We start from the raw sequence: 18,740 nt of genomic DNA, 5'->3' as shown, positions 1-18,740 counted from the left end.
CCCATAAAAAACCACCCGAAAGTGGCCCTGTCTATAACTGATCAAATATCAGGGTAGGATATATCCCACTCAGTCTATATGTTGTGGTTTCAGCCCTTCAGCGAAAATTTGCTGGAGAACATCGGCAAGGGGGGATGGCTGATTACCTCTGCTTAAGGATACTTTATGGCCTCCGATATGCTTATTGCCCAACTTGAAAAACGCATCGAAACGCTTGAGAAAGAAAACCTTGAGCTCTCCGAGTGGAAAGAGAATATAGAAGCAGAAATCGAGAATATTAAAGGGAACACCCAGCATCTCATTATTCGAAGTGAGCTTACTCTCTATACCCTGTCCGCACTCATAACATCGGGTTCGCTAAAAGGCATTTCTATTGACAAACTAATAGAAGATGCGACTTTTGACCCTTCCGACATCGGTGATGAAGTAATTTCCAAAGAGAAAGAGATCGTTGCTTCAGTACTTAAAAAGGTCAAAGGGTTATAACCTGACTTGCCTTTAATAAGGAGACCTGAAAGAAGGTCTCTTTATTGTTGCGTTAAATGCGCCTGCCTGAATCATCTTGCTACGTGTTCAAAAGTAGCCGTTAACTCGTAGTATCCTCCTGTCTAAACGGTGCTCCATGACCGACAGACAAAAAGTTTCTGTACTCCGGTATCAGACGGAGTCCAGTAAAAAGACTCGACCACTATTCTCGCTTTCAGGAACGCGTCGATAGCTTAACTGGATTGATCCGGCAGTTATCGTCGGTGCCTCTGATAACGAGCGAGTACTTATCCATGAGCGGGTTGATGCCTTTAACCTGGCGTTGCTCGTAACCGTCGCCAGGCCTCACTACGGCTACATTAGGTTTGCGTGACATGCGGATCGTGAACATAAACCGCATAGTTGACTGAGTAGCCCACCCTGCCAGGCACCTTTGTGCCGTTGGCGTCATCTCGCGAAACTGGCTGTTGAGAAGCGTTGAAGTGTCGATGGGTGTGTACAGCGCTGCCTGAGCTCCGCCGATTAACAGCGCCGATTGCACGGCGCGGACAACCTTACGCCCCTGCACGTCACTTATAAGTTTGTCGAGGTTGGCTTTCGCCTGACCAATCCCCCCTACTTTTCCCGCCATGGTTTTCTTCAGGCAATAAAAAACCCCGCCAGAGCGAAGTTTATGTATGTAAGCTTTTGATAAATAATTTATAATTCGGTACTGGGCGAGCATCAAAAAGCAGACTTCATGCTTATATAAATTGTTTTTATCATTCCATACAATTCTTTAAATGAGGGTACCCAGTCTATAAACCAGAAACTCACATAAAGCATAATTACGCTCATTATCAAATCAAAAATTAAATGGAACCAGTACGCAAAAGGTCTTTTATTTTTATGTATATATTCGTTCTGCCGCGATCCTCTGAAGGTTAATGTATAGATGCCGCTAAACAGAAATGTTATTGACCTATATAGCTGAATTGAGCTAACTAAAAAGCATACACATGCCACAAACCAATATTTACCTTCTATCACTCTTCATCCCGTTAAATGATTTTTATCCAGTATCGTAAGGTAAATTATATGCCCGTCAGGATGGCGTAGTCATCCACTACGCGCTCGGACGTGTCGGCATAACGGATAACCTGCCGCACCTCGTCGGCGTCGACCACAATCGGATCTGCCTCTGTCGATATACCAATCAGCAGGTAATCACCAGTCTCCGCCAGTGCAAACTCTGTTCAGATGGTATTCTTCACGACAATTTCAGATCCAGCCTCGCGAACGGTAGGCTTAAGCTTCTGCCATGCTACTTCGCTGACTGTTTCGGCTTCTGAATCGCCACGGGTTTAACAGACACCTCTTCATCATTCCAGACGTGAACCGATAATGACTAAAGCCACGCTGTTTCGCGGCTCCGGCACATACGGTAGGCCGGAGCGTGGAACGCCAGACGCGTATTATTCGTCATTTCTGAAAATAACCCGCACCTCACTTCAGCTTCAGTTTCATTCCGAAATGTGAATCGGTGAAGCCCAGCGATTTATAAAACCGAATAGCGTCCTGACGCTGTCGGTCTGTCGTCAATTGAACGATTATGCAGCCTGCTTGTGTGGCAGACGCGATCGCATGAGCGAATAACTGTCGCCCGATGCCGGCGCCGCGCCATGCTTTTTTTACTCTGACATTCTCAATTTGCGCTCTGAGCGCGCCCTGATGTGACAAGCCTGGTATAATCGTTAGCTGGAGCATTCCGACAATCTCCTCATCGCGTTGCGCCAGAAGGATTGTGTTATCCTGGCTTGCCTGGATCCGACGAAAAGCCGCCAGATAACGCTCATAAGCGGCGTCGTCTTTTGTCTCACGTGTTGCGCCAAGCGTATCGTCATAAAGTAGATCGATTAAAATATGCAGATCCGCTTCACATGCCGCGCGAAAGGTTATTACGCCTGCGTTATTTTCCATATTTCCCTTAAAAAACTGTGGGCCGGGTTAAAGAAAATCAGCCAACCCGGTATGTATACCGATGCGCGCCATCATGATGACTGGCGGCGTGATTTCACCGCTAAATCCGGCCTATGCGCATATTGACAGGCCACGTCATGGTTTTGTGCTGACCTGGGTCACCCCACAGATCGTGCAGGTCAGCAGCAAAACGGGTGACAATATTCTCCTGTTCTTTCTGCTGCGCCTGCCTGACAGCAGACCACGTCGAGACATAGCCCAGAAGCGCGTTGAGATCCCACTGCGCCTCAATCACCAGCGCAGGCGCCTGAATCTGCGCAAAGGGAAAAAAGAGATCCCGATAACCCGAATCAACCCACTGCCGCTCAGGGGGCCAGAAAGGACCAATTTCGTCGTCATAAAACTGCCTGAAACGCTCACCCACCGCGCCGTCGATGCTGAGTACGCCATAGCTAATTAGCGCCAGGATGGCATCTGCCGACGCGACGCGCCGCACCTCTTTATAAAAAGCATCCAGCCTGAACCAGTGTGCAGCCTGCGCGGCGGTAATCAGGTTAAAGCCATGAAAATCGTCCGGCAGGCTCTCAGCAGGCGAAGCCATATAGCGGACACCCGGTGTTTCGGGAGCATTGCGCAATTGATCTTCACTCGGGTCGACACCCGTGACAGCCTGGAAATGCGCCGAGAGCAGGCGCGTCAGCTGGCCTGTGCCGCAGCCAACATCCAGCGCTTTCTGGTTATCCGGCGCGATGCTGGCCAGATGCGCGGCAAGCTCAGGCGGATATTCCGGGCGGAACCGGGAATACGCCCTGCCCCCCGCGGCAAACCAGTTGCCATGCTCAGTCGTGTTTTTCGTCATACCGTACCCCCTGTGTGAGCGCGATTTTCGCGTCCTGGATCCTGCTCTCCACACCGCGTGTTTCCAGCGCATCGAGCGTAGTTTTAAGCACCTGCATTAGCGGCCAGCCCGTTTCTTTTTCAAGCGTCTCAACGGTTAAGAAAATGGACTGCCAGTGAAGCTCCAGCGCCTCAAGGATCGACTGCCCCAGCGGCGTAAGGCGCAATGCGCTTTTTCGCCCGTCGCTTAATGCCTCGCGCGTCAGGATGCCGTCCTGCTCCATGAGCGCAACTGTCTGGCTTATGGCGCCCTGCGTCAAAAACGTCACCGCCTTGATTTCACTCACCGTTGAGGCTCCCGCGAGCAAAGCACGCAGCACGGGCGTATAGCGGCTGCGATAATTAACGGGCAACTCGGGATAAGCTCTCTCCGACCCGCTGTCTATCAGCTCTGTAAGATATCTCAGCATTTCGCCGAGTCCGTGGACGTAATTCATCTCTTCACTTCGGCCCCATCAAATGCATTAGCGCTAATGTATTTACACCATCCTGTGCCGCGTCGTCAACGCATCCCGTGCCACGTGGCGGGATTGACTACCGAAGAGGGGAATAAGCAGGGTGAGAAGGTTGAACGGCATGACCCCTTGCCCCTCGTTCACGATGAGACAAAACGCAAAAGGCAAGCCTGTCATGGCCTGCCTTTTGCGTTACAAATGCCGCTGTGGAGGTAGCGCGTTACCCTTTATCCGCAGTCGCGATGGTTTCCTGTGCTTTCCAGAGACGATATTTCACCTCGATATTTGCAGGGGTATAGATAACCACCGGCAGCTTGCTGTTGTAACTGAGCATGCCTGCATCGCCGAGATAAGCGGTAATGAATCGCTTTTCTTTTTTCCCGTCCGGGCAAGCCATCATTGTGGAAACATGCCTCACAGAGCCGTCGTCATTTTGAGAAGTCTTGAACACGTAATAATCGTAACCCCAGCCTTCCAGGGTTTTCTGCTCAAACTGTCCGCTCAGCAGATGCCGGTTGCAGTCCACATCGAGCGTTTGCCCGATCATCAGCTCAACTTTATACGACGCCTCATCCTGGCGAGTCGGTAACTGAATAACCTGGCGCACCATGCCTGCTTGCGCGTCAGGGTATGGCGCCAGGTTGTCATGCGCTTTTTCGCCTGCAAGCGCACCGGTGGCGACACTGCCCATGGTTAACATGGTCGTGATCAGCGCTGCGATATTCTTCATTATTTACTATCCTTTTCTGCTAAAAAAACAGCCAAATAAACCATTTAATTTTTATTTAACCAATAAAAACGCCGAAATTTTATATAGGGATAGTATCTTATGTCACGAAAGAAGACCGTTTCGGCTGGCGTGCGTCGTACATGTTTTTTTACAGAATGTGTAATTGTGACACACAACAACCGCTAAACCGATGGGCCAAAAAACCATAACCTTTTGAAAAATAGCGTTAAACGGGGTTTTATCATTATCGCCACGTGCGGGTTTTCGGTGGGCGGCTTACCAGTAGCCCTGCTGAACAGGGATGAGAATAATATGCGTGATAGGTTCAGCGTCGCCATGAAACGCAGAAACGGTAAACTCCCCTTTTAACGCGAAGCCGGTCTCGCCGTTTGCCGGGCCGCGCGTTTTATAGCGGTCATCTTCAACGGTGATATTGAGACCAGTCGCACGGCCCTGCGTCTCGTTAGGGCACGCTTCGCACCAGAGCATAATTTCAAAGCTCCTGTCGTCAGCCTCTGCCGGTAACGCCAGCTTTACCTCAGGCGCGAATACCACATTGATAAAAACTTTCTGATTACGGTGTGCCGTTAAGAATTGAGCTAATGCTTGCGCCTGCGCGGAAAAATCCGCCACTGCCGCCGCCTGCTTTCTGGCGCTTACGGCAGGAAACGCTTTTTCGCGACGCAGCTTGTAGACGGCCGCGACGGCGCACAGGAGAACAATAAAAACCACGGCACCGATAATTTCTGCTGCACTTGCTGACATTACTCTCATCCTTAAGCAAAGCGGGAGTGATAAAAACGCGTGGAGTATAAAGCGGATAGCACCGCACCAGAACAGGCGTCATCGTACGATGCCAACGTCACGGGGTGTTATTACAGGCAAAAAAAAGCCCCCGAAGGGGCTTTATGATTACTCGTTAATGCGGGGATGCTGATCCACAAGACGGGTTCGTTTCTCCTGCAAATCGGCAATCTCTTTATCAATATCTTCGATTTTCTGTTCGATATTGTCGTGATGTTCACGCAGAATTTCGCGCGCTTCCTGAATATCAGAGGCCGCCGGTGTCGCGCCTTTGAGCGGACGATTCGCGGTCTCTTTCATGGTCAGACCGGTAATCAGGCCAACCACCGCCACTACCATCAGATAATAAGCGGGCATCATCAGATTCTCGGTGCCCTCAACCAGCCACGCAGCGACGGTCGGCGTCAGACCGGCCACCAGCACCGAAATATTAAAGGCACTCGCGAGTGCGCTGTAGCGGATATGCGTCGGGAACATCGCCGGTAGCGAAGATGCCATTACGCCAGTGAAACAGTTCAGTATCACCGCCAGCATCAGCAGGCCTGAGAAAATAAGGCCAATGACATTACTGTTGATCAGTATAAAGGCGGGAATTGCCAGCACAATCATCGCGACACTGCCGAAAATCACGAAAGGCCGGCGGCCAAAACGGTCGCTTAACAGGCCCATGACTGGCTGTACAAACAGCATTCCGATCATGATGGCGATGATAATCAGCACGCCGTGTTCTTCGGAATAGTGCAGGTTGTGCGACAGATAGCTCGGCATATAGGTGAGCAGCATGTAATAAGTCACGTTGGTGGAAATCACCAGACCTATACATGTCAGCAGGCTGCGCCAGTGCTTGGTCGCAATCTCTTTAAAAGAGACTTTAGGGCCGTGCTGAAGACCTTCGCGATCGCCCTGCTCCAGCTTATCAACATGCTGCTGGAATGCCGGGGTCTCTTCCAGCGCGTGGCGCAGGTAAAGACCAATCAGACCCAGCGGCAGCGCAAGGAAGAACGGCAGACGCCAGCCCCAGCTCAGGAAGCTTTCTTCGCCAAGGATCGCGGAAATCAGCACTACAACACCCGCGCCAAGGACAAAGCCCGCGATGGAGCCGAAGTCGAGCCAGCTGCCCATAAAGCCGCGTTTGCGATCGGGTGAATATTCCGCGACGAAAATCGACGCGCCGGTATATTCCCCGCCGACCGAGAACCCCTGCGCCATTTTACAGAGCAACAGCAACACAGGGGCCCAGATACCAATACTCGCGTATGACGGAATTAGCCCAATACAGAATGTACTGACGGACATAATGACAATGGTTATCGCGAGGATCTTCTGACGGCCATATTTATCGCCGAGCATACCGAAGAACAGACCGCCCAGCGGACGGATAAGAAAGGGAACCGAGAACGTCGCCAGCGCGGCAATCATCTGTACGCTGGGATCAGCCCCCGGGAAAAAGACTTTGCCGAGTGCGTAAGCCACAAAACCATACACACCGAAATCAAACCACTCCATCGCGTTACCCAGAGAGGCGGCGGTAATCGCTTTACGAAGTTTTGCATCATCAATAATCGTGACGTCACTCAAAGAGATCGGTTCTACTTTTTTTCTTTTAAGCTTCATATCCATCCTCGTTGAATTCGCTCTTTGACGTGGGTAGTGGCAAACGCCGCCATATACCGCACAGTCCGCTTCCTTCGCGATAAAGAAGGCTTATCATTCCGGGCCTTCTTTTAAGAGCGTAGCAGGAACTCTTCCCGCTGTTAGTAATGACCTATCTGAATGTGCTTACCTGCTTTTTCAGATAACTGACTCTTCTTTACCCTAACAGCGAACAAATTCGTGATCAACTTCACAGGTTTATTTTATCGCGATTTTGGATAGCAATTCGGCATATTTCATTAGCCAACTAAGCAATACCAGATGAAAATGCCTGGAGATGGTGGGGATATTTTCAACTGCATTTAAGCCTGCGCATAAACCGTAAGCATGGGGAACCTCACACATTCTGGTGATAAGAATGCGCTTATTTGCATCACTGCGGTTAAACGCTATCGCGGGAATATAAAAGAAAGGAATTTAAGCGGGGCTAATAATAAAAAACCGGATCGTGTGATCCGGTTTTTAGTAGGGTAAGTCAGACCAGCAATCCATTAGGACCAGTCGCCTGCCACCAGCGTTTGTGCGTTAAACGCATCATTCATTGACTGCTCTGTAGAGGACGCGCCTGGCTGAATATTCGAGCCTGCTTCGATATCGCTGACACGCCATCCGGCGTAAGGGGCGTTGTCTTGTGTGGTCTGGGTAGTCGGGGCAGCAAAGGCGCTGAAAGAAAGCACGCTCAGCGTCAGCGCGGCGGCCGCGGTTTTGAAAGTATTCATCTTTATTATCTCTTTATTGCAGCAAAAAATTCGGTGACGTCATACTCACCACCAGCACGCAAATAGTAGATCCAGATCACACTTTGGAACAGTCAAATTATTTGTCGAGTGATTTCAAAGAAACTGAATCCGCATTCATCGCGTTGATTTAAAAAGAGATAGATTAAGAACGTGCGTAAGCTTAATGACACGCATTGCTAAAATAAGCGCGAGATAAAGAAAGGAATAAAAAAGGCTGGCAGTGCCAGCCTTTAGCATGATGTACGCAAGCGCAATTACATGCGGTAACCCAGCGTCACAGAGGTGCGGGTGTCCGTGTGATCCGGAGCGGTTGACGGCGGGCTGGAGTTCCAGGTCACGTTATACGCGACTTTCAGTCCAAAGTGCTCGTTAATCGCCACGTCGAGCGCGGTTTCGGAGTTAACGTTAGTATCATCCGAGCCAAATACAGAGACGCCCTGCGTGAACTTAGTGTTATCGGTCAACTGCCAGGTGTAAATGCCGGACGCATAGCCCAGCCCCTGGGTTTTGGTTTCGCCGTTGGTGTACTCGTCATAACGCACACCCGGACCGAATTCAAAACGCAGGCTGTGTACCGGGCCATTCAGGAACTGGCGACCATAACCCAGCGTCATCACATCGCGCTCACGGTAACCGTTATAACGGTCAGTCAGCCAGCTTGCCTGGCCAAACAGATAGTCATAATCGGTTACGTTCACACGGCTACGTCCACCCAACGCATATTTTTCGGAAGAGCGTTCGTCGTTAGAAGAGGTGTTGCTGGCGTTACCCCACAGCGACCATGCAGTGGTATTGCCATACCAGGTCAGATTGCTGTCAGCCGTTAAGGAAGAACTTTTGGTGTTGCCGGTTTGTGCCAGGTAACCCGCGTTTAAATTACCTTCAAACGGTTTTTTCGCGGTGGAAGGATCGTCCATGACAGTAAAAACGGTATTATCAGCCATCGCGTGCTGGCTCAGCAGCGCGCCACCCGCCAGCAGCATTGCCAGGGGCACTGTCTTAAAAAGCTTCATGTTGATTTTCAGGTCCATACAACAAAAAAAAGGACCATTACGGTCCCGTAACTTTTTCTCTGGATCAATAAAATCCGCCCACAGAAAGGTAACGAATTATAAAAAGAGCCTTTTGGCTTAGCAATGAATTCCTTTCGACATTTAAGAATAAGCGCACTCTGAAAAATAACTTTTTATATATAAAAAACCCATCCCGGATTTAAATCAGGAGTTAGGTAAAATCAGCACGTTAATCACCCACCGTCTGGCTCTCGGGTGCTACGCTTAGGGCAGTCCATAAAATACGGAGGCGATATGGTACGTATCTATACGCTGACGCTGGCGCCGTCGCTCGACAGCGCCACGATCACGCCGCAGATTTATCCGGAAGGGAAATTGCGCTGCAGCGCGCCGGTCTTTGAACCGGGCGGCGGCGGCATCAATGTCGCGCGGGCGATAGTGCACCTTGGCGGCAACGCGACCGCCCTCTTCCCCGCAGGCGGCGCGACAGGCGAACATCTCGTCTCGCTGCTTCACGATGAGCAGGTGACGGTTGAAACGATCAGCGCCCGCGACTGGACGCGCCAGAATCTGCATGTCCATGTTGAATCAAGCGGCGAACAGTACCGCTTTGTTATGCCTGGCGCGACCCTGACGGACGATGAGTTTCGAAAACTCGAAGAAAAAGTGCTGGCGATTGAGCCTGGCGCAATCCTCGTTATCAGTGGCAGTCTGCCGCCTGGCGTGGGTGTCGAGAAACTCCAGCAACTGATTAAAGCGGCCCGCCAGCAAGGCCTTCGCCTGATTATCGACAGTTCCGGCGAAGCGCTGGCCGCAGCGCTTGAGATTGGCGATATCGAACTGGTGAAGCCGAACCAGAAAGAGCTGGCGGCGCTGGTGAAACGGGATTTAACCGCGCCGGATGACGTGCGTCAGGCGGCCATGGAGCTGGTCCAGAAAGGCAAAGCCCGCCGCGTGGTGGTGTCGCTGGGGCCACAGGGCGCGCTCGGCGTCGACGGCACCGACTGCGTACAGGTCGTGCCGCCGCCGATGAAAAGCCAGAGCACCGTCGGCGCGGGTGACAGCATGGTCGGCGCCATGACGCTGCGCCTCGCGCAGGACGCGTCGCTGACGGACATGGTGCGCTACGGCGTCGCTGCCGGCAGCGCCGCGACCATTAATCAGGGCACGCGGCTTTGCTCGCAAGAAAACACTGACCGCATCTACCACTGGCTTCAACGCTAACTTTCTGGCCAGCCCCGAAGGGCTGGCGTTTCACTGCTGACAATGAGGTTCGCCATGAGTAATGGAGAAGTGACCCGCTATGTCGTCACCGTTAAATTTCATGAAAAAAGCCTGACCGATATTAATGAACTCACTAATCATCTGACGCGCGGCGGCTTTCAGCTCACGCTTGCTGATGACGATGGCAATATTCACGAGCTCGGCACCAATACGTTTGGTCTGGTCAGCGCGCTCAGTAAAGAGGAAGTCGAAGCGCTGGCCCAGGGGCTTGGAGAAGCGGCGCTTGGGGAAACGCCGCAGGTGATCGTGACCACCTTCGACGCGTGGGTGCGCGACAACGACGTTAACTGAGGCCCGTTGCGCCCGGCGGGATGTGCGCTCGCGCAGGTTATCCTCTGCACAGGCGCGTTAAGCTGACTTTCTTTACGGGAAACCTGGGAGAGTAATCATGTGGCATGCCATTACGCGTTTGTTAAACGAACAGCTGGGCGCCGGTGAAATCAGCCAGCGAACCGAACTGCCGGGCGGTGAAATTCATGCCGCGTGGCGTATCGACTGGGCCGGGCGCACGATTTTCGTTAAAGGCGACGACGCCACGTTGTTGCCCTGCTTTACCGCCGAAGCCGATCAGCTTACCCTGCTGGCGCGCAGTAAAACGGTCACGGTGCCGGACGTCATCGGCGTCGGAAGCGATCGCGACTTCAGTTTTCTGCTTCTTGAGTATCTGCCGCCAAAACCCCTGGATGCGCATAATGCATTTTTACTGGGCCAGCAGCTTGCCCGCCTGCACCAGTGGAGCGAGCAGCCGCAGTATGGCCTCGATTATGACAACACGCTATCCACCACCCCACAGCCTAATGCCTGGCAGCGCCGCTGGGCGAGCTTTTTTGCTGAACAGCGTATCGGCTGGCAGCTCGAACTGGCGGCGGAAAAAGGCATGGAGTTTGGGGATATCGACAGAATTGTCGACGCGGTGCATCAGCAACTCGTCTCTCATCAGCCCGCCCCTTCACTGCTGCACGGTGATCTGTGGTCCGGCAATTGCGCATTAGGCCCCAATGGCCCGTATATTTTTGATCCTGCCTGTTACTGGGGGGATCGAGAATGTGATCTGGCGATGCTGCCGCTGCACCCGGAACAGCCCGCGCAAATTTATGACGGCTATCAGTCGGTGCTGCCACTGCCAGGCGGTTTCCTGGAGCGCCAGCCGCTCTATCAGCTCTATACCCTGTTAAATCGCGCGACGCTTTTCGGCGGTCAACATCTGGTGACCGCGCAGAAAGCGTTAACGCACGTTTTAGGTGTGTGACGGGCGCGCCTTCGCGGCGCGCCCATCTTTACAGAAAGCCGAGCAGCGAAAAGAACACGTAACCCAGGATAAGCACGATGACAGGCAGGACGTAGAGCGGAAAGATTTGCACAAAAATCGTATGACGCGGCACCACGATACGTGAATCCAGCGCCTCGCGGGTGAGTCCTTCTTCCCCTTTTGCACGCTCCAGAATCAGGCTGTCTTCGACATGTTCGCGTAAAAACCGCGCCTGACGGCACATCCGCGCGCCGGATGCCTGTAACGCCAGACCGACAAAAATTAAAATATAAATCAACCAGAAGCCGATATTGGCGCCACGCGTGAAATCGGGTTGCGGCGAGTTGTACCAGAAGAGGTTCAGGAACGGCGTGTTAAAACGCACCATCTCAATCATCACATGCGCAAAATCCATCATCACGGCATTAATGCCAGGCTGTTTCTCGCTGTGCTGATACATGAATTTCAGAACGGAGATAATAGTGGAGAGCGTGGCAGGAATGAAAATCACCCATCCGGCGATGCGTTTTAAGACACCAATGCGTCCAGCTTGTTGATACGTCATGCTTTCCCCTTGATAGCGACGCGACAGATTCGCCTAAGTTTACCCCGTGACGCGCCTTTTCGCCTGAACTTTCCGGCGTGCAAGCGGAAAGCGGTAGCCATAAGGGGTTTTTCCGGCTATTGATTATCCTTTCCCGCGTAAAAAGAAGGAGTGACAGACGATGTCTTCGCCGCGACAGATTCTCGCCGCTATTTTCGATATGGATGGTTTACTGATTGATTCCGAGCCGCTCTGGGACCAGGCGGAACTTGAAGTGATGGCGACGCTTGGGGTTGATACCTCACGCCGTCATGAACTGCCCGATACGTTAGGGCTTCGCATCGATCTGGTCGTTGAATTGTGGTTTGCGCAGCAGCCGTGGAACGGCCCGTCAGTCGCCGAGGTGACGCAGCGCATCATCAGCCGCGCCATGACGCTGGTGGAAGAGCAGCGCCCGCTGCTGCCGGGCGTGGCGGATGCCATTGCGCTGTGCAAATCGCAGGGGCTTAAGGTGGGCCTCGCATCGGCCTCGCCGCTGTTTATGCTGGAGCGCGTGTTAACGATTTTCGGGCTGCGCGAACATTTTGATGCGCTCGCCTCCGCCGAACATCTGCCGTACAGCAAACCGCACCCGCAGGTCTATCTGGACGCTGCTGCGAAACTCGGCGTCGATCCGCTTTGTTGCGTAACGCTGGAAGACTCCGTTAATGGCATGGTCGCGACAAAAGCCGCGCGGATGCGCTCAATTGTCGTGCCGGCCGAAGAAAACCGCACCGACGCGCGCTGGGCGCTTGCTAACGTACAACTGCATTCGCTGATCGAGCTTGAACCCTGGCATTTGCGCGGCTAATCCCACCTTTACCGCTGCCGTACCGGTGGCGGCTTCATGACGCGCTTTGTGACGAAACCTTGCCTCTGTCATAATTTTAAAACAGAGTTTCATTTACTTTTGTTTTTTGCTCAGGCGACTCCTATCATTGCTTTGAATGCGAAAGGGAGATCTCCCTGCGCCGCGTAGATGAGCCAAAGAGGAACGGAACATGCTGGACAAATTCACGCTTGCCGGAAAAGTGGCGATGGTGACCGGATGCAATACCGGCCTGGGACAAGGTATGGCGCTTGGGCTTGCCGCCGCCGGGTGTGATATCGCAGGCGTCAGCCGCCGTCCGGCACTGGAAACCGCCGCAAAAGTGCATGCGTTGGGCCGTCGTTTTGTCGCCATTGAGGCAGATTTAGCCAGCGCACCGCCACAGGAGCTCGTCGCCCGAACCGTCGAGGCGCTGGGCCACGTTGATATCCTGGTCAACAACGCCGGGATTATTCGTCGCGACGAGGCCCTTAATTTCAGCGAAAAGGACTGGGACGAGGTGATGGATCTCAACCTCAAAGCGCTGTTCTTTCTCTCACAAGCGGTCGCGAAGCAATTCATTGCTCAGGGCAGCGGCGGTAAAATTATTAATGTCGCCTCGATGCTCTCGTTTCAGGGCGGCATTCGCGTGCCTTCTTATACCGCCTCGAAAAGCGGCGTATTGGGCCTCACCCGACTGCTCGCCAATGAATGGGCGCCCTACGGCATCAACGTTAACGGCATCGCGCCGGGCTATATGGCGACGAATAATACCCAGGCGCTGCGTGAAGATACCGAGCGAAACGAGGAGATCCTGGCGCGTATTCCGGCAGGCCGTTGGGGTAAACCAGAAGATTTACAGGGGCCGGTCATTTTCCTCGCCTCGGCAGCGTCAGATTATGTGAATGGCTATACGCTCGCCGTCGATGGCGGCTGGCTCGCCCGATAGCCTCAAAGCGAGGCGTCACGGGCCCTGCGGTGACAAAGTGTTACACCGTCACCACTTTTCTCTACTGTATAAAAACCCTATACTGGATAGATTGACAGTTACAGGGTTTTATCATGACGGCGGAAGGCCACCTGCTTTTTTCGATTGCCTGCGCGGTGTTTGCCAAAAATGCCGAGCTGACCCCTGTGCTGGCGCAGGGCGACTGGTGGCATATTATTCCTTCCGCCATCCTGACCTGTCTGTTGCCGGATATCGATCACCCGAAATCGTTTCTCGGGCAACGGCTGAAGTGGATCTCAAAACCCGTGGCGCGAATGTTTGGCCACCGGGGCTTTACGCACAGCCTGCTCGCCGTTTTCGGTGGGCTGACGCTCTTTCTTCTCAAAGTGCCGGAAACCTGGATCCTCCCCGCCGATGCGCTGCAGGGGCTGGTGCTTGGCTACCTTAGCCACATCCTTGCCGACATGATTACCCCTGCGGGCGTGCCGCTGCTCTGGCCGTGTCGCTGGCGCTTTCGCCTGCCGCTGCTCTATCCGCAAAAAGGCAACCAGCTGGAGCGGGTGCTCTGCATGGCGCTTTTCGTCTGGGCAGTCTGGATGCCCCAGAGCCTGCCGGATAACAGCGCGGTGCGATGGTCATCTGAGATAATCAATTCGCTGCAAAATACGTTTAATCGCTTTATTCATCACCAGATGGAACAGTAAATAAGCTGAAATCGCGTTTTGATATAACCCATTCCATTTGGATATAAGGCACGCTGTTTTGATTCTGATACCCTTTGCGACATAAAGGCATGCCATTTCGGCTATGCCGGTTATAAAGACATCAGGAGTACGGGGATGAATCTTCCACTGATAGCGAACGTAGTTGCGTTCGTGGTTCTGCTGCTATTGCTGGCGCGCACGCGTCACACGCAGTGGAGCCTCGCAAAAAAAGTTTTACTCGGTCTGGCGATGGGCGTGGTCTTTGGACTGGCGCTGCATACCATTTATGGCTCCGACAGCGAGACGCTGAAAACCTCCATCCAGTGGTTTAACATTGTCGGTAACGGCTATGTACAGCTGTTGCAGATGATCGTGATGCCGCTGGTATTTGCGATGATTTTAAGCGCCGTCGCGCGTCTGCATAACGCCTCATCGCTTGGTAAAATCAGCGTGCTGACCATCGGCACCTTGCTCTTTACCACGCTTATCGCCGCACTGGTCGGTGTGCTGGTCACCAATCTCTTTGGCCTTACGGCGGAAGGTCTGGTGCAGGGCAGCGCGGAAACCGCGCGCCTGAACGCCATTCAGACCAACTACGCCGGGAAAGTCGCCGACCTGACCGTGCCGCAGCTGATTCTCTCTTTTATTCCGAAAAACCCGTTTGCTGACCTCACTGGCGCAAGCCCGACTTCTATCATCAGCGTCGTGATTTTCGCCGCCTTCCTGGGCGTGGCGGCACTGAAGCTGCTGAAAGATGACGCACCGAAAGGCGAACGCGTACTGGCCGCCATTGACGTGCTGCAAAGCTGGGTAATGAAACTGGTACGTCTGGTGATGCAGCTGACCCCTTACGGCGTGCTGGCGCTGATGACCAAAGTGGTAGCAGGCTCCAACCTGCAGGACATCATCAAACTCGGCAGCTTTGTGGTCGCCTCGTATCTGGGCCTCGGCATTATGTTTGTGGTTCACGGCATTCTGCTCGCCGTGAACGGCGTCAGCCCGCTGCGCTACTTCCGTAAAGTGTGGCCGGTTCTGACCTTCGCGTTTACCAGCCGCTCCAGCGCCGCCAGCATTCCGCTGAATGTCGAAGCGCAGACACGTCGTCTGGGCGTGCCGGAATCGATCGCCTCGTTCGCTGCCTCCTTTGGCGCGACGATTGGCCAGAACGGCTGCGCGGGCCTTTACCCGACAATGCTTGCTGTAATGGTCGCCCCGACAGTTGGCATCAACCCCCTTGACCCGGTATGGATTGCCACCCTGGTGGGCATTGTTACCTTAAGCTCTGCCGGTGTGGCGGGTGTCGGTGGCGGCGCAACCTTTGCGGCACTTATTGTCCTGCCTGCGATGGGCCTGCCGGTCACGCTGGTGGCGCTGCTTATCTCCGTTGAGCCGCTTATCGACATGGGCCGTACCGCGCTGAACGTCAGTGGTTCGATGACCGCAGGTACGCTCACCAGCCAGTGGCTGAAGCAAACGGATAAAACCGTTCTGAACAGCGACGACGAAGCCGAACTGGCGCACCGTTAATCGCAGAATAAAGGTTATCTTTGTAAACCCCGGCCCCTGTGCCGGGGTTTTGTTTTTGCCGCTATCCATACGTGCGGACTCAGGACGTAAAAAAGCCCGCTATCCGGCGGGCTTTTTTTCAGGTCAGGCGACATTTTTCTTCGGCGCGTCGCGACGATATGCGTCTTATACCTCATCCTGTTTGAGCTGATTCGCCCAGCGCTGGGCGGCTTCCGGGGTGCTGAACACAGGCGAACGGCGAAAACTATCCCCGGACATCACAAACGCCACATATTTGCCCTTCAGCACCCAGACATCGTCAAATCCCTCCATGCGATCCGCATGATCCGGCGGGGCGGGCTCTACGCGTGGAACATAGCTGATAACGGGACGATTCTGATGACGAAGTGGTTTCATAAGCGTCGGATTCACTGGCTGGAAACAAAAGATAAACCACTATGATAGCGGATCGGACGGCGTTCCGTCGCATCATGCGTGCGATGTACCGTTCATTTGCCGCTTTTTGCGCCGCCCTCTTTTCCGCAATAACTTCAAGCCTGTTCTATAGTTACCTTACATTTCATGCAGTCATCTGACTGCTTAAGAAAAGGAAAGGAGACGAGTTCAATGTCGAATGATGAGAAACGCCCTAACCACCAGGCCCCGTTCCACGACGCACAGTCATCTAAACCAGGTATGGGTTCGCTGGCACCTGCCGATGGCTCCCACCGCCCTTCTCCGGCGCCGACCCCGCCTGGCGAGCAGCCGACCGCGCCGGGCAGCGTGAAAGCACCGCAGGTCTCAAACGATAAGCTCAGCGCGCTGGAAACCTTTCGCAAAGGAGGTGAGAACGAGGCGCTAACGACCAACCAGGGCGTACGCATCGCCGACGATCAGAACTCGTTGCGGGCCGGCACCCGCGGCCCGACGCTGCTGGAAGATTTTATCCTGCGCGAAAAGATCACGCATTTTGACCATGAACGTATCCCTGAACGTATCGTTCACGCCCGCGGTTCCGCCGCGCACGGCTACTTTCAGCCCTACAAAAGCCTGAGCGACATTACCAAAGCTGCCTTTTTAAGCGACCCGCAAAAAATCACGCCGGTGTTTGTGCGCTTCTCTACCGTTCAGGGCAACGCGGGCTCGGCAGATACGGTGCGCGACATCCGTGGTTTTGCCACTAAGTTTTATACCGAAGAAGGGATTTTTGATCTGGTAGGTAATAACACGCCGGTCTTTTTCATTCAGGACGCCCATAAGTTCCCGGATTTCGTGCATGCCGTGAAGCCGGAGCCGCACTGGGCGATTCCACAAGGACAGAGCGCGCATGACACATTCTGGGATTACGTCTCGCTCCAGCCGGAGACGTTGCATAACGTGATGTGGGCGATGTCTGACCGCGGCATTCCGCGCAGCTACCGCACTATGGAAGGCTTCGGCATTCATACCTTCCGCTTTATCAATGCCGAAGGCAAAGGCACGTTTGTGCGCTTCCACTGGAAGCCGGTGGCGGGCAAAGCTTCTTTACTCTGGGACGAATCACAGAAGCTCACCGGCCGCGATCCGGATTTTCACCGTCGCGATCTGTGGGAGGCGATTGAAGCGGGCGACTACCCTGAATATGAACTCGGCGTGCAGCTGATCCCTGAAGAGGATGAGTTCAAATTTGATTTCGACCTGCTGGATGCCACCAAACTGATTCCGGAAGAGCTGGTGCCTGTGCAACTGGTCGGCAAAATGGTGCTGAACCGCAACCCCGATAACTTCTTCGCGGAAAACGAGCAGGCGGCATTTCACCCGGGGCATATCGTACCGGGGCTGGATTTCAGCAACGATCCGCTGTTGCAGGGGCGTCTTTTCTCCTACACCGACACCCAAATAAGCCGTTTAGGCGGGCCCAATTTCCACGAAATCCCCATTAACCGCCCGACCTGCCCTTACCATAACTTCCAGCGTGACGGCATGCACCGGATGGATATCGACACCAACCCGGCCAACTATGAACCGAACTCGATTAACGACAACTGGCCGCGCGAAACACCGTCTGCGCCAAAAGCCGGCGGGTTTGAAAGTCATCAGGTGCGCGTTGAGGGCCATAAAATCCGCGAGCGCAGCCCGTCATTCAATGAGTATTACTCGCAGCCGCGTCTCTTCTGGCAAAGCCAGACGCCAGTCGAGCAGCGCCACATTATTGATGCGTTCAGCTTTGAGCTCAGCAAAGTAGTGCGCAGCTATATCCGCGAGCGCGTGGTGGATCACCTCTGCCATATCGATATTTCACTGGCGAATCCGGTGGCGAACAACCTTGGCATTACGCTTTCGGATGAGCAGATGCACGTTGCGCCGCCAAAAGATGTCAACGGGCTGAAAAAAGATCCGTCCTTGAGCCTTTATGCAATGCCAGGCGGCACAGTAAAAGGCCGTGTGGTCGCCGTACTGCTCAACGATAAGGTGAAATCCGCCGATCTGCTCGCGATGTTGCAGGCGCTGAAATCACACGGCGTGCACGCGAAACTGTTGTACAGCCGCATGGGTAGCGTCACTGCCGATGACGGTTCACAGCTTGAGATAGCAGGTACGTTCTCAGGTTCGCCGTCCGTCACGGTGGACGCCGTTCTGGTACCGGGGGGTGCGGCAAGCGCGCTTGCCGATAACGGTGATGCCGTGTACTACCTGCTGGAGGCCTACAAGCACCTTAAAGCGATCGGCCTGATGGGCGATGCGCGTGGCCTGAAAAGCCGGCTCGCCGTACCGGATACGGGGGAAGAAGGGATCGTTGAAGCCGATGATGCTTCAGGCAGTTTCATGGATGATTTCATTCACCAGCTCGCCTGCCACCGCGTCTGGGCGCGTACTCCGAAAGTCGCCTCGATCCCGGCCTAATTGCCGTTTGTCACACGCTAAAACGCCGCGTAATGCG

At 53.7% G+C, this 18,740-nt stretch carries 19 protein-coding genes and 3 pseudogenes; 9 read left to right on the top strand and 13 right to left on the bottom strand.

What is annotated here, in order from left to right; translation table 11 throughout:
* Positions 1 to 165 precede the first annotated feature (165 nt).
* Positions 166 to 486, top strand: coding sequence for a hypothetical protein (locus tag AFK62_RS08445; RefSeq protein ID WP_007676362.1), 321 nt, complete (start codon positions 166 to 168; stop codon positions 484 to 486).
* Between the two features lie 122 nt (positions 487 to 608).
* Here the strand turns inward: AFK62_RS08445 and AFK62_RS21080 are convergent.
* From AFK62_RS21080 to AFK62_RS08400, 11 genes and pseudogenes are all read right to left on the bottom strand, one after another.
* A pseudogene (locus tag AFK62_RS21080) lies at positions 609 to 886 on the bottom strand (phage tail protein).
* A pseudogene (locus AFK62_RS08440) lies at positions 849 to 1,117 on the bottom strand (HK97 gp10 family phage protein); the annotation flags it as partial. The pseudogenes AFK62_RS08440 and AFK62_RS21080, both read right to left, overlap by 38 nt.
* Before the next feature lie 442 nt (positions 1,118 to 1,559).
* Positions 1,560 to 1,754 (bottom strand): annotated as a pseudogene (locus AFK62_RS22815) (hypothetical protein); the annotation flags it as partial.
* A 217-nt stretch (positions 1,755 to 1,971) separates the two neighbouring features.
* Positions 1,972 to 2,445, bottom strand: a complete 474-nt coding sequence (locus AFK62_RS08435; RefSeq protein WP_200908866.1) for a GNAT family N-acetyltransferase — start codon at positions 2,443 to 2,445, stop codon at positions 1,972 to 1,974.
* A 100-nt stretch (positions 2,446 to 2,545) separates the two neighbouring features.
* Entirely contained in the window at positions 2,546 to 3,304 is a 759-nt protein-coding gene (locus tag AFK62_RS08430; protein WP_007676358.1) for a class I SAM-dependent methyltransferase, read from the bottom strand.
* Positions 3,285 to 3,752 (bottom strand): MarR family transcriptional regulator, encoded by a 468-nt coding sequence (locus AFK62_RS08425; protein ID WP_226991922.1) that lies wholly within the window; start codon positions 3,750 to 3,752, stop codon positions 3,285 to 3,287. Before AFK62_RS08425 ends, AFK62_RS08430 begins: the two co-directional genes overlap by 20 nt.
* 265 nt (positions 3,753 to 4,017) lie before the next feature.
* Positions 4,018 to 4,527 carry a serine protease inhibitor ecotin gene (gene eco, locus AFK62_RS08420; protein WP_007676353.1) on the bottom strand — a complete coding sequence of 170 codons (510 nt, stop codon included), beginning with the start codon at positions 4,525 to 4,527 and terminating at the stop codon, positions 4,018 to 4,020.
* Positions 4,528 to 4,803: 276 nt separating this feature from the next.
* Positions 4,804 to 5,292 (bottom strand): hypothetical protein, encoded by a 489-nt coding sequence (locus tag AFK62_RS22440; RefSeq protein WP_007676348.1) that lies wholly within the window; start codon positions 5,290 to 5,292, stop codon positions 4,804 to 4,806.
* Positions 5,293 to 5,439: 147 nt separating this feature from the next.
* A complete protein-coding gene (gene proP / locus AFK62_RS08410) occupies positions 5,440 to 6,945 on the bottom strand; it encodes a glycine betaine/L-proline transporter ProP (RefSeq protein WP_053531842.1) in 1,506 nt (501 codons plus the stop codon).
* A 530-nt stretch (positions 6,946 to 7,475) separates the two neighbouring features.
* The gene (locus AFK62_RS08405) at positions 7,476 to 7,703 is read right to left on the bottom strand and encodes a hypothetical protein (RefSeq protein WP_007676342.1); all 228 of its coding nucleotides are present in this window, start codon (positions 7,701 to 7,703) and stop codon (positions 7,476 to 7,478) included.
* A gap of 275 nt (positions 7,704 to 7,978) precedes the next feature.
* Positions 7,979 to 8,737, bottom strand: coding sequence for a DUF481 domain-containing protein (locus AFK62_RS08400; RefSeq protein ID WP_032984624.1), 759 nt, complete (start codon positions 8,735 to 8,737; stop codon positions 7,979 to 7,981).
* 294 nt (positions 8,738 to 9,031) lie between these two features.
* Between AFK62_RS08400 and pfkB the strand changes: the two genes are divergently transcribed.
* The 3 genes from pfkB (at position 9,032) to AFK62_RS08385 (ending at position 11,270) form a co-directional block, all read left to right on the top strand.
* Entirely contained in the window at positions 9,032 to 9,961 is a 930-nt protein-coding gene (gene pfkB, locus AFK62_RS08395) for a 6-phosphofructokinase II (RefSeq protein WP_007676336.1), read from the top strand.
* Positions 9,962 to 10,015: 54 nt separating this feature from the next.
* The gene (ghoS, locus tag AFK62_RS08390) at positions 10,016 to 10,312 is read left to right on the top strand and encodes a type V toxin-antitoxin system endoribonuclease antitoxin GhoS (protein WP_007676332.1); all 297 of its coding nucleotides are present in this window, start codon (positions 10,016 to 10,018) and stop codon (positions 10,310 to 10,312) included.
* A 97-nt stretch (positions 10,313 to 10,409) separates the two neighbouring features.
* Entirely contained in the window at positions 10,410 to 11,270 is an 861-nt protein-coding gene (locus AFK62_RS08385; protein ID WP_007676330.1) for a fructosamine kinase family protein, read from the top strand.
* Between the two features lie 28 nt (positions 11,271 to 11,298).
* Here the strand turns inward: AFK62_RS08385 and AFK62_RS08380 are convergent, their stop codons facing one another.
* On the bottom strand, positions 11,299 to 11,835 hold the full coding sequence (locus AFK62_RS08380; RefSeq protein ID WP_007676328.1) for a YniB family protein: 537 nt from the start codon (positions 11,833 to 11,835) through the stop codon (positions 11,299 to 11,301).
* Positions 11,836 to 11,995: 160 nt separating this feature from the next.
* On the opposite strand from AFK62_RS08380, the gene hxpB reads away from it, so the two are divergent.
* The 4 genes from hxpB to AFK62_RS08360 all read left to right on the top strand — a co-directional run bounded on the left by hxpB (position 11,996) and on the right by AFK62_RS08360 (position 15,841).
* On the top strand, positions 11,996 to 12,664 hold the full coding sequence (gene hxpB, locus AFK62_RS08375) for a hexitol phosphatase HxpB (RefSeq protein WP_007676325.1): 669 nt from the start codon (positions 11,996 to 11,998) through the stop codon (positions 12,662 to 12,664).
* 190 nt (positions 12,665 to 12,854) lie between these two features.
* Positions 12,855 to 13,610 carry a 2-dehydro-3-deoxy-D-gluconate 5-dehydrogenase KduD gene (kduD, locus tag AFK62_RS08370; RefSeq protein WP_007676322.1) on the top strand — a complete coding sequence of 252 codons (756 nt, stop codon included), beginning with the start codon at positions 12,855 to 12,857 and terminating at the stop codon, positions 13,608 to 13,610.
* Between the two features lie 113 nt (positions 13,611 to 13,723).
* Positions 13,724 to 14,314, top strand: a complete 591-nt coding sequence (locus AFK62_RS08365) for a metal-dependent hydrolase (RefSeq protein ID WP_007676319.1) — start codon at positions 13,724 to 13,726, stop codon at positions 14,312 to 14,314.
* A gap of 135 nt (positions 14,315 to 14,449) precedes the next feature.
* Positions 14,450 to 15,841, top strand: a complete 1,392-nt coding sequence (locus AFK62_RS08360; RefSeq protein ID WP_007676316.1) for an L-cystine transporter — start codon at positions 14,450 to 14,452, stop codon at positions 15,839 to 15,841.
* Between the two features lie 165 nt (positions 15,842 to 16,006).
* On the opposite strand, the gene cedA is transcribed toward AFK62_RS08360, so the two are convergent.
* Positions 16,007 to 16,252: a cell division activator CedA gene (cedA, locus tag AFK62_RS08355; protein ID WP_264358479.1), complete on the bottom strand. Its 246-nt coding sequence runs from the start codon at positions 16,250 to 16,252 to the stop codon at positions 16,007 to 16,009.
* Positions 16,253 to 16,447: 195 nt separating this feature from the next.
* Here cedA and katE point away from each other — a divergent pair, with 195 nt between their 5' ends.
* Complete coding sequence (katE, locus tag AFK62_RS08350) at positions 16,448 to 18,703, top strand: catalase HPII (protein WP_007676310.1); 2,256 nt, start codon at positions 16,448 to 16,450, stop codon at positions 18,701 to 18,703.
* Positions 18,704 to 18,740: the final 37 nt, after the last annotated feature.

The sequence above is a fragment of the Cronobacter condimenti 1330 genome (assembly GCF_001277255.1).
In the GTDB taxonomy this organism is placed as follows: Bacteria; Pseudomonadota; Gammaproteobacteria; order Enterobacterales; family Enterobacteriaceae; genus Cronobacter; species Cronobacter condimenti.
This window is presented reverse-complemented; position numbering and strand designations above follow the sequence as displayed.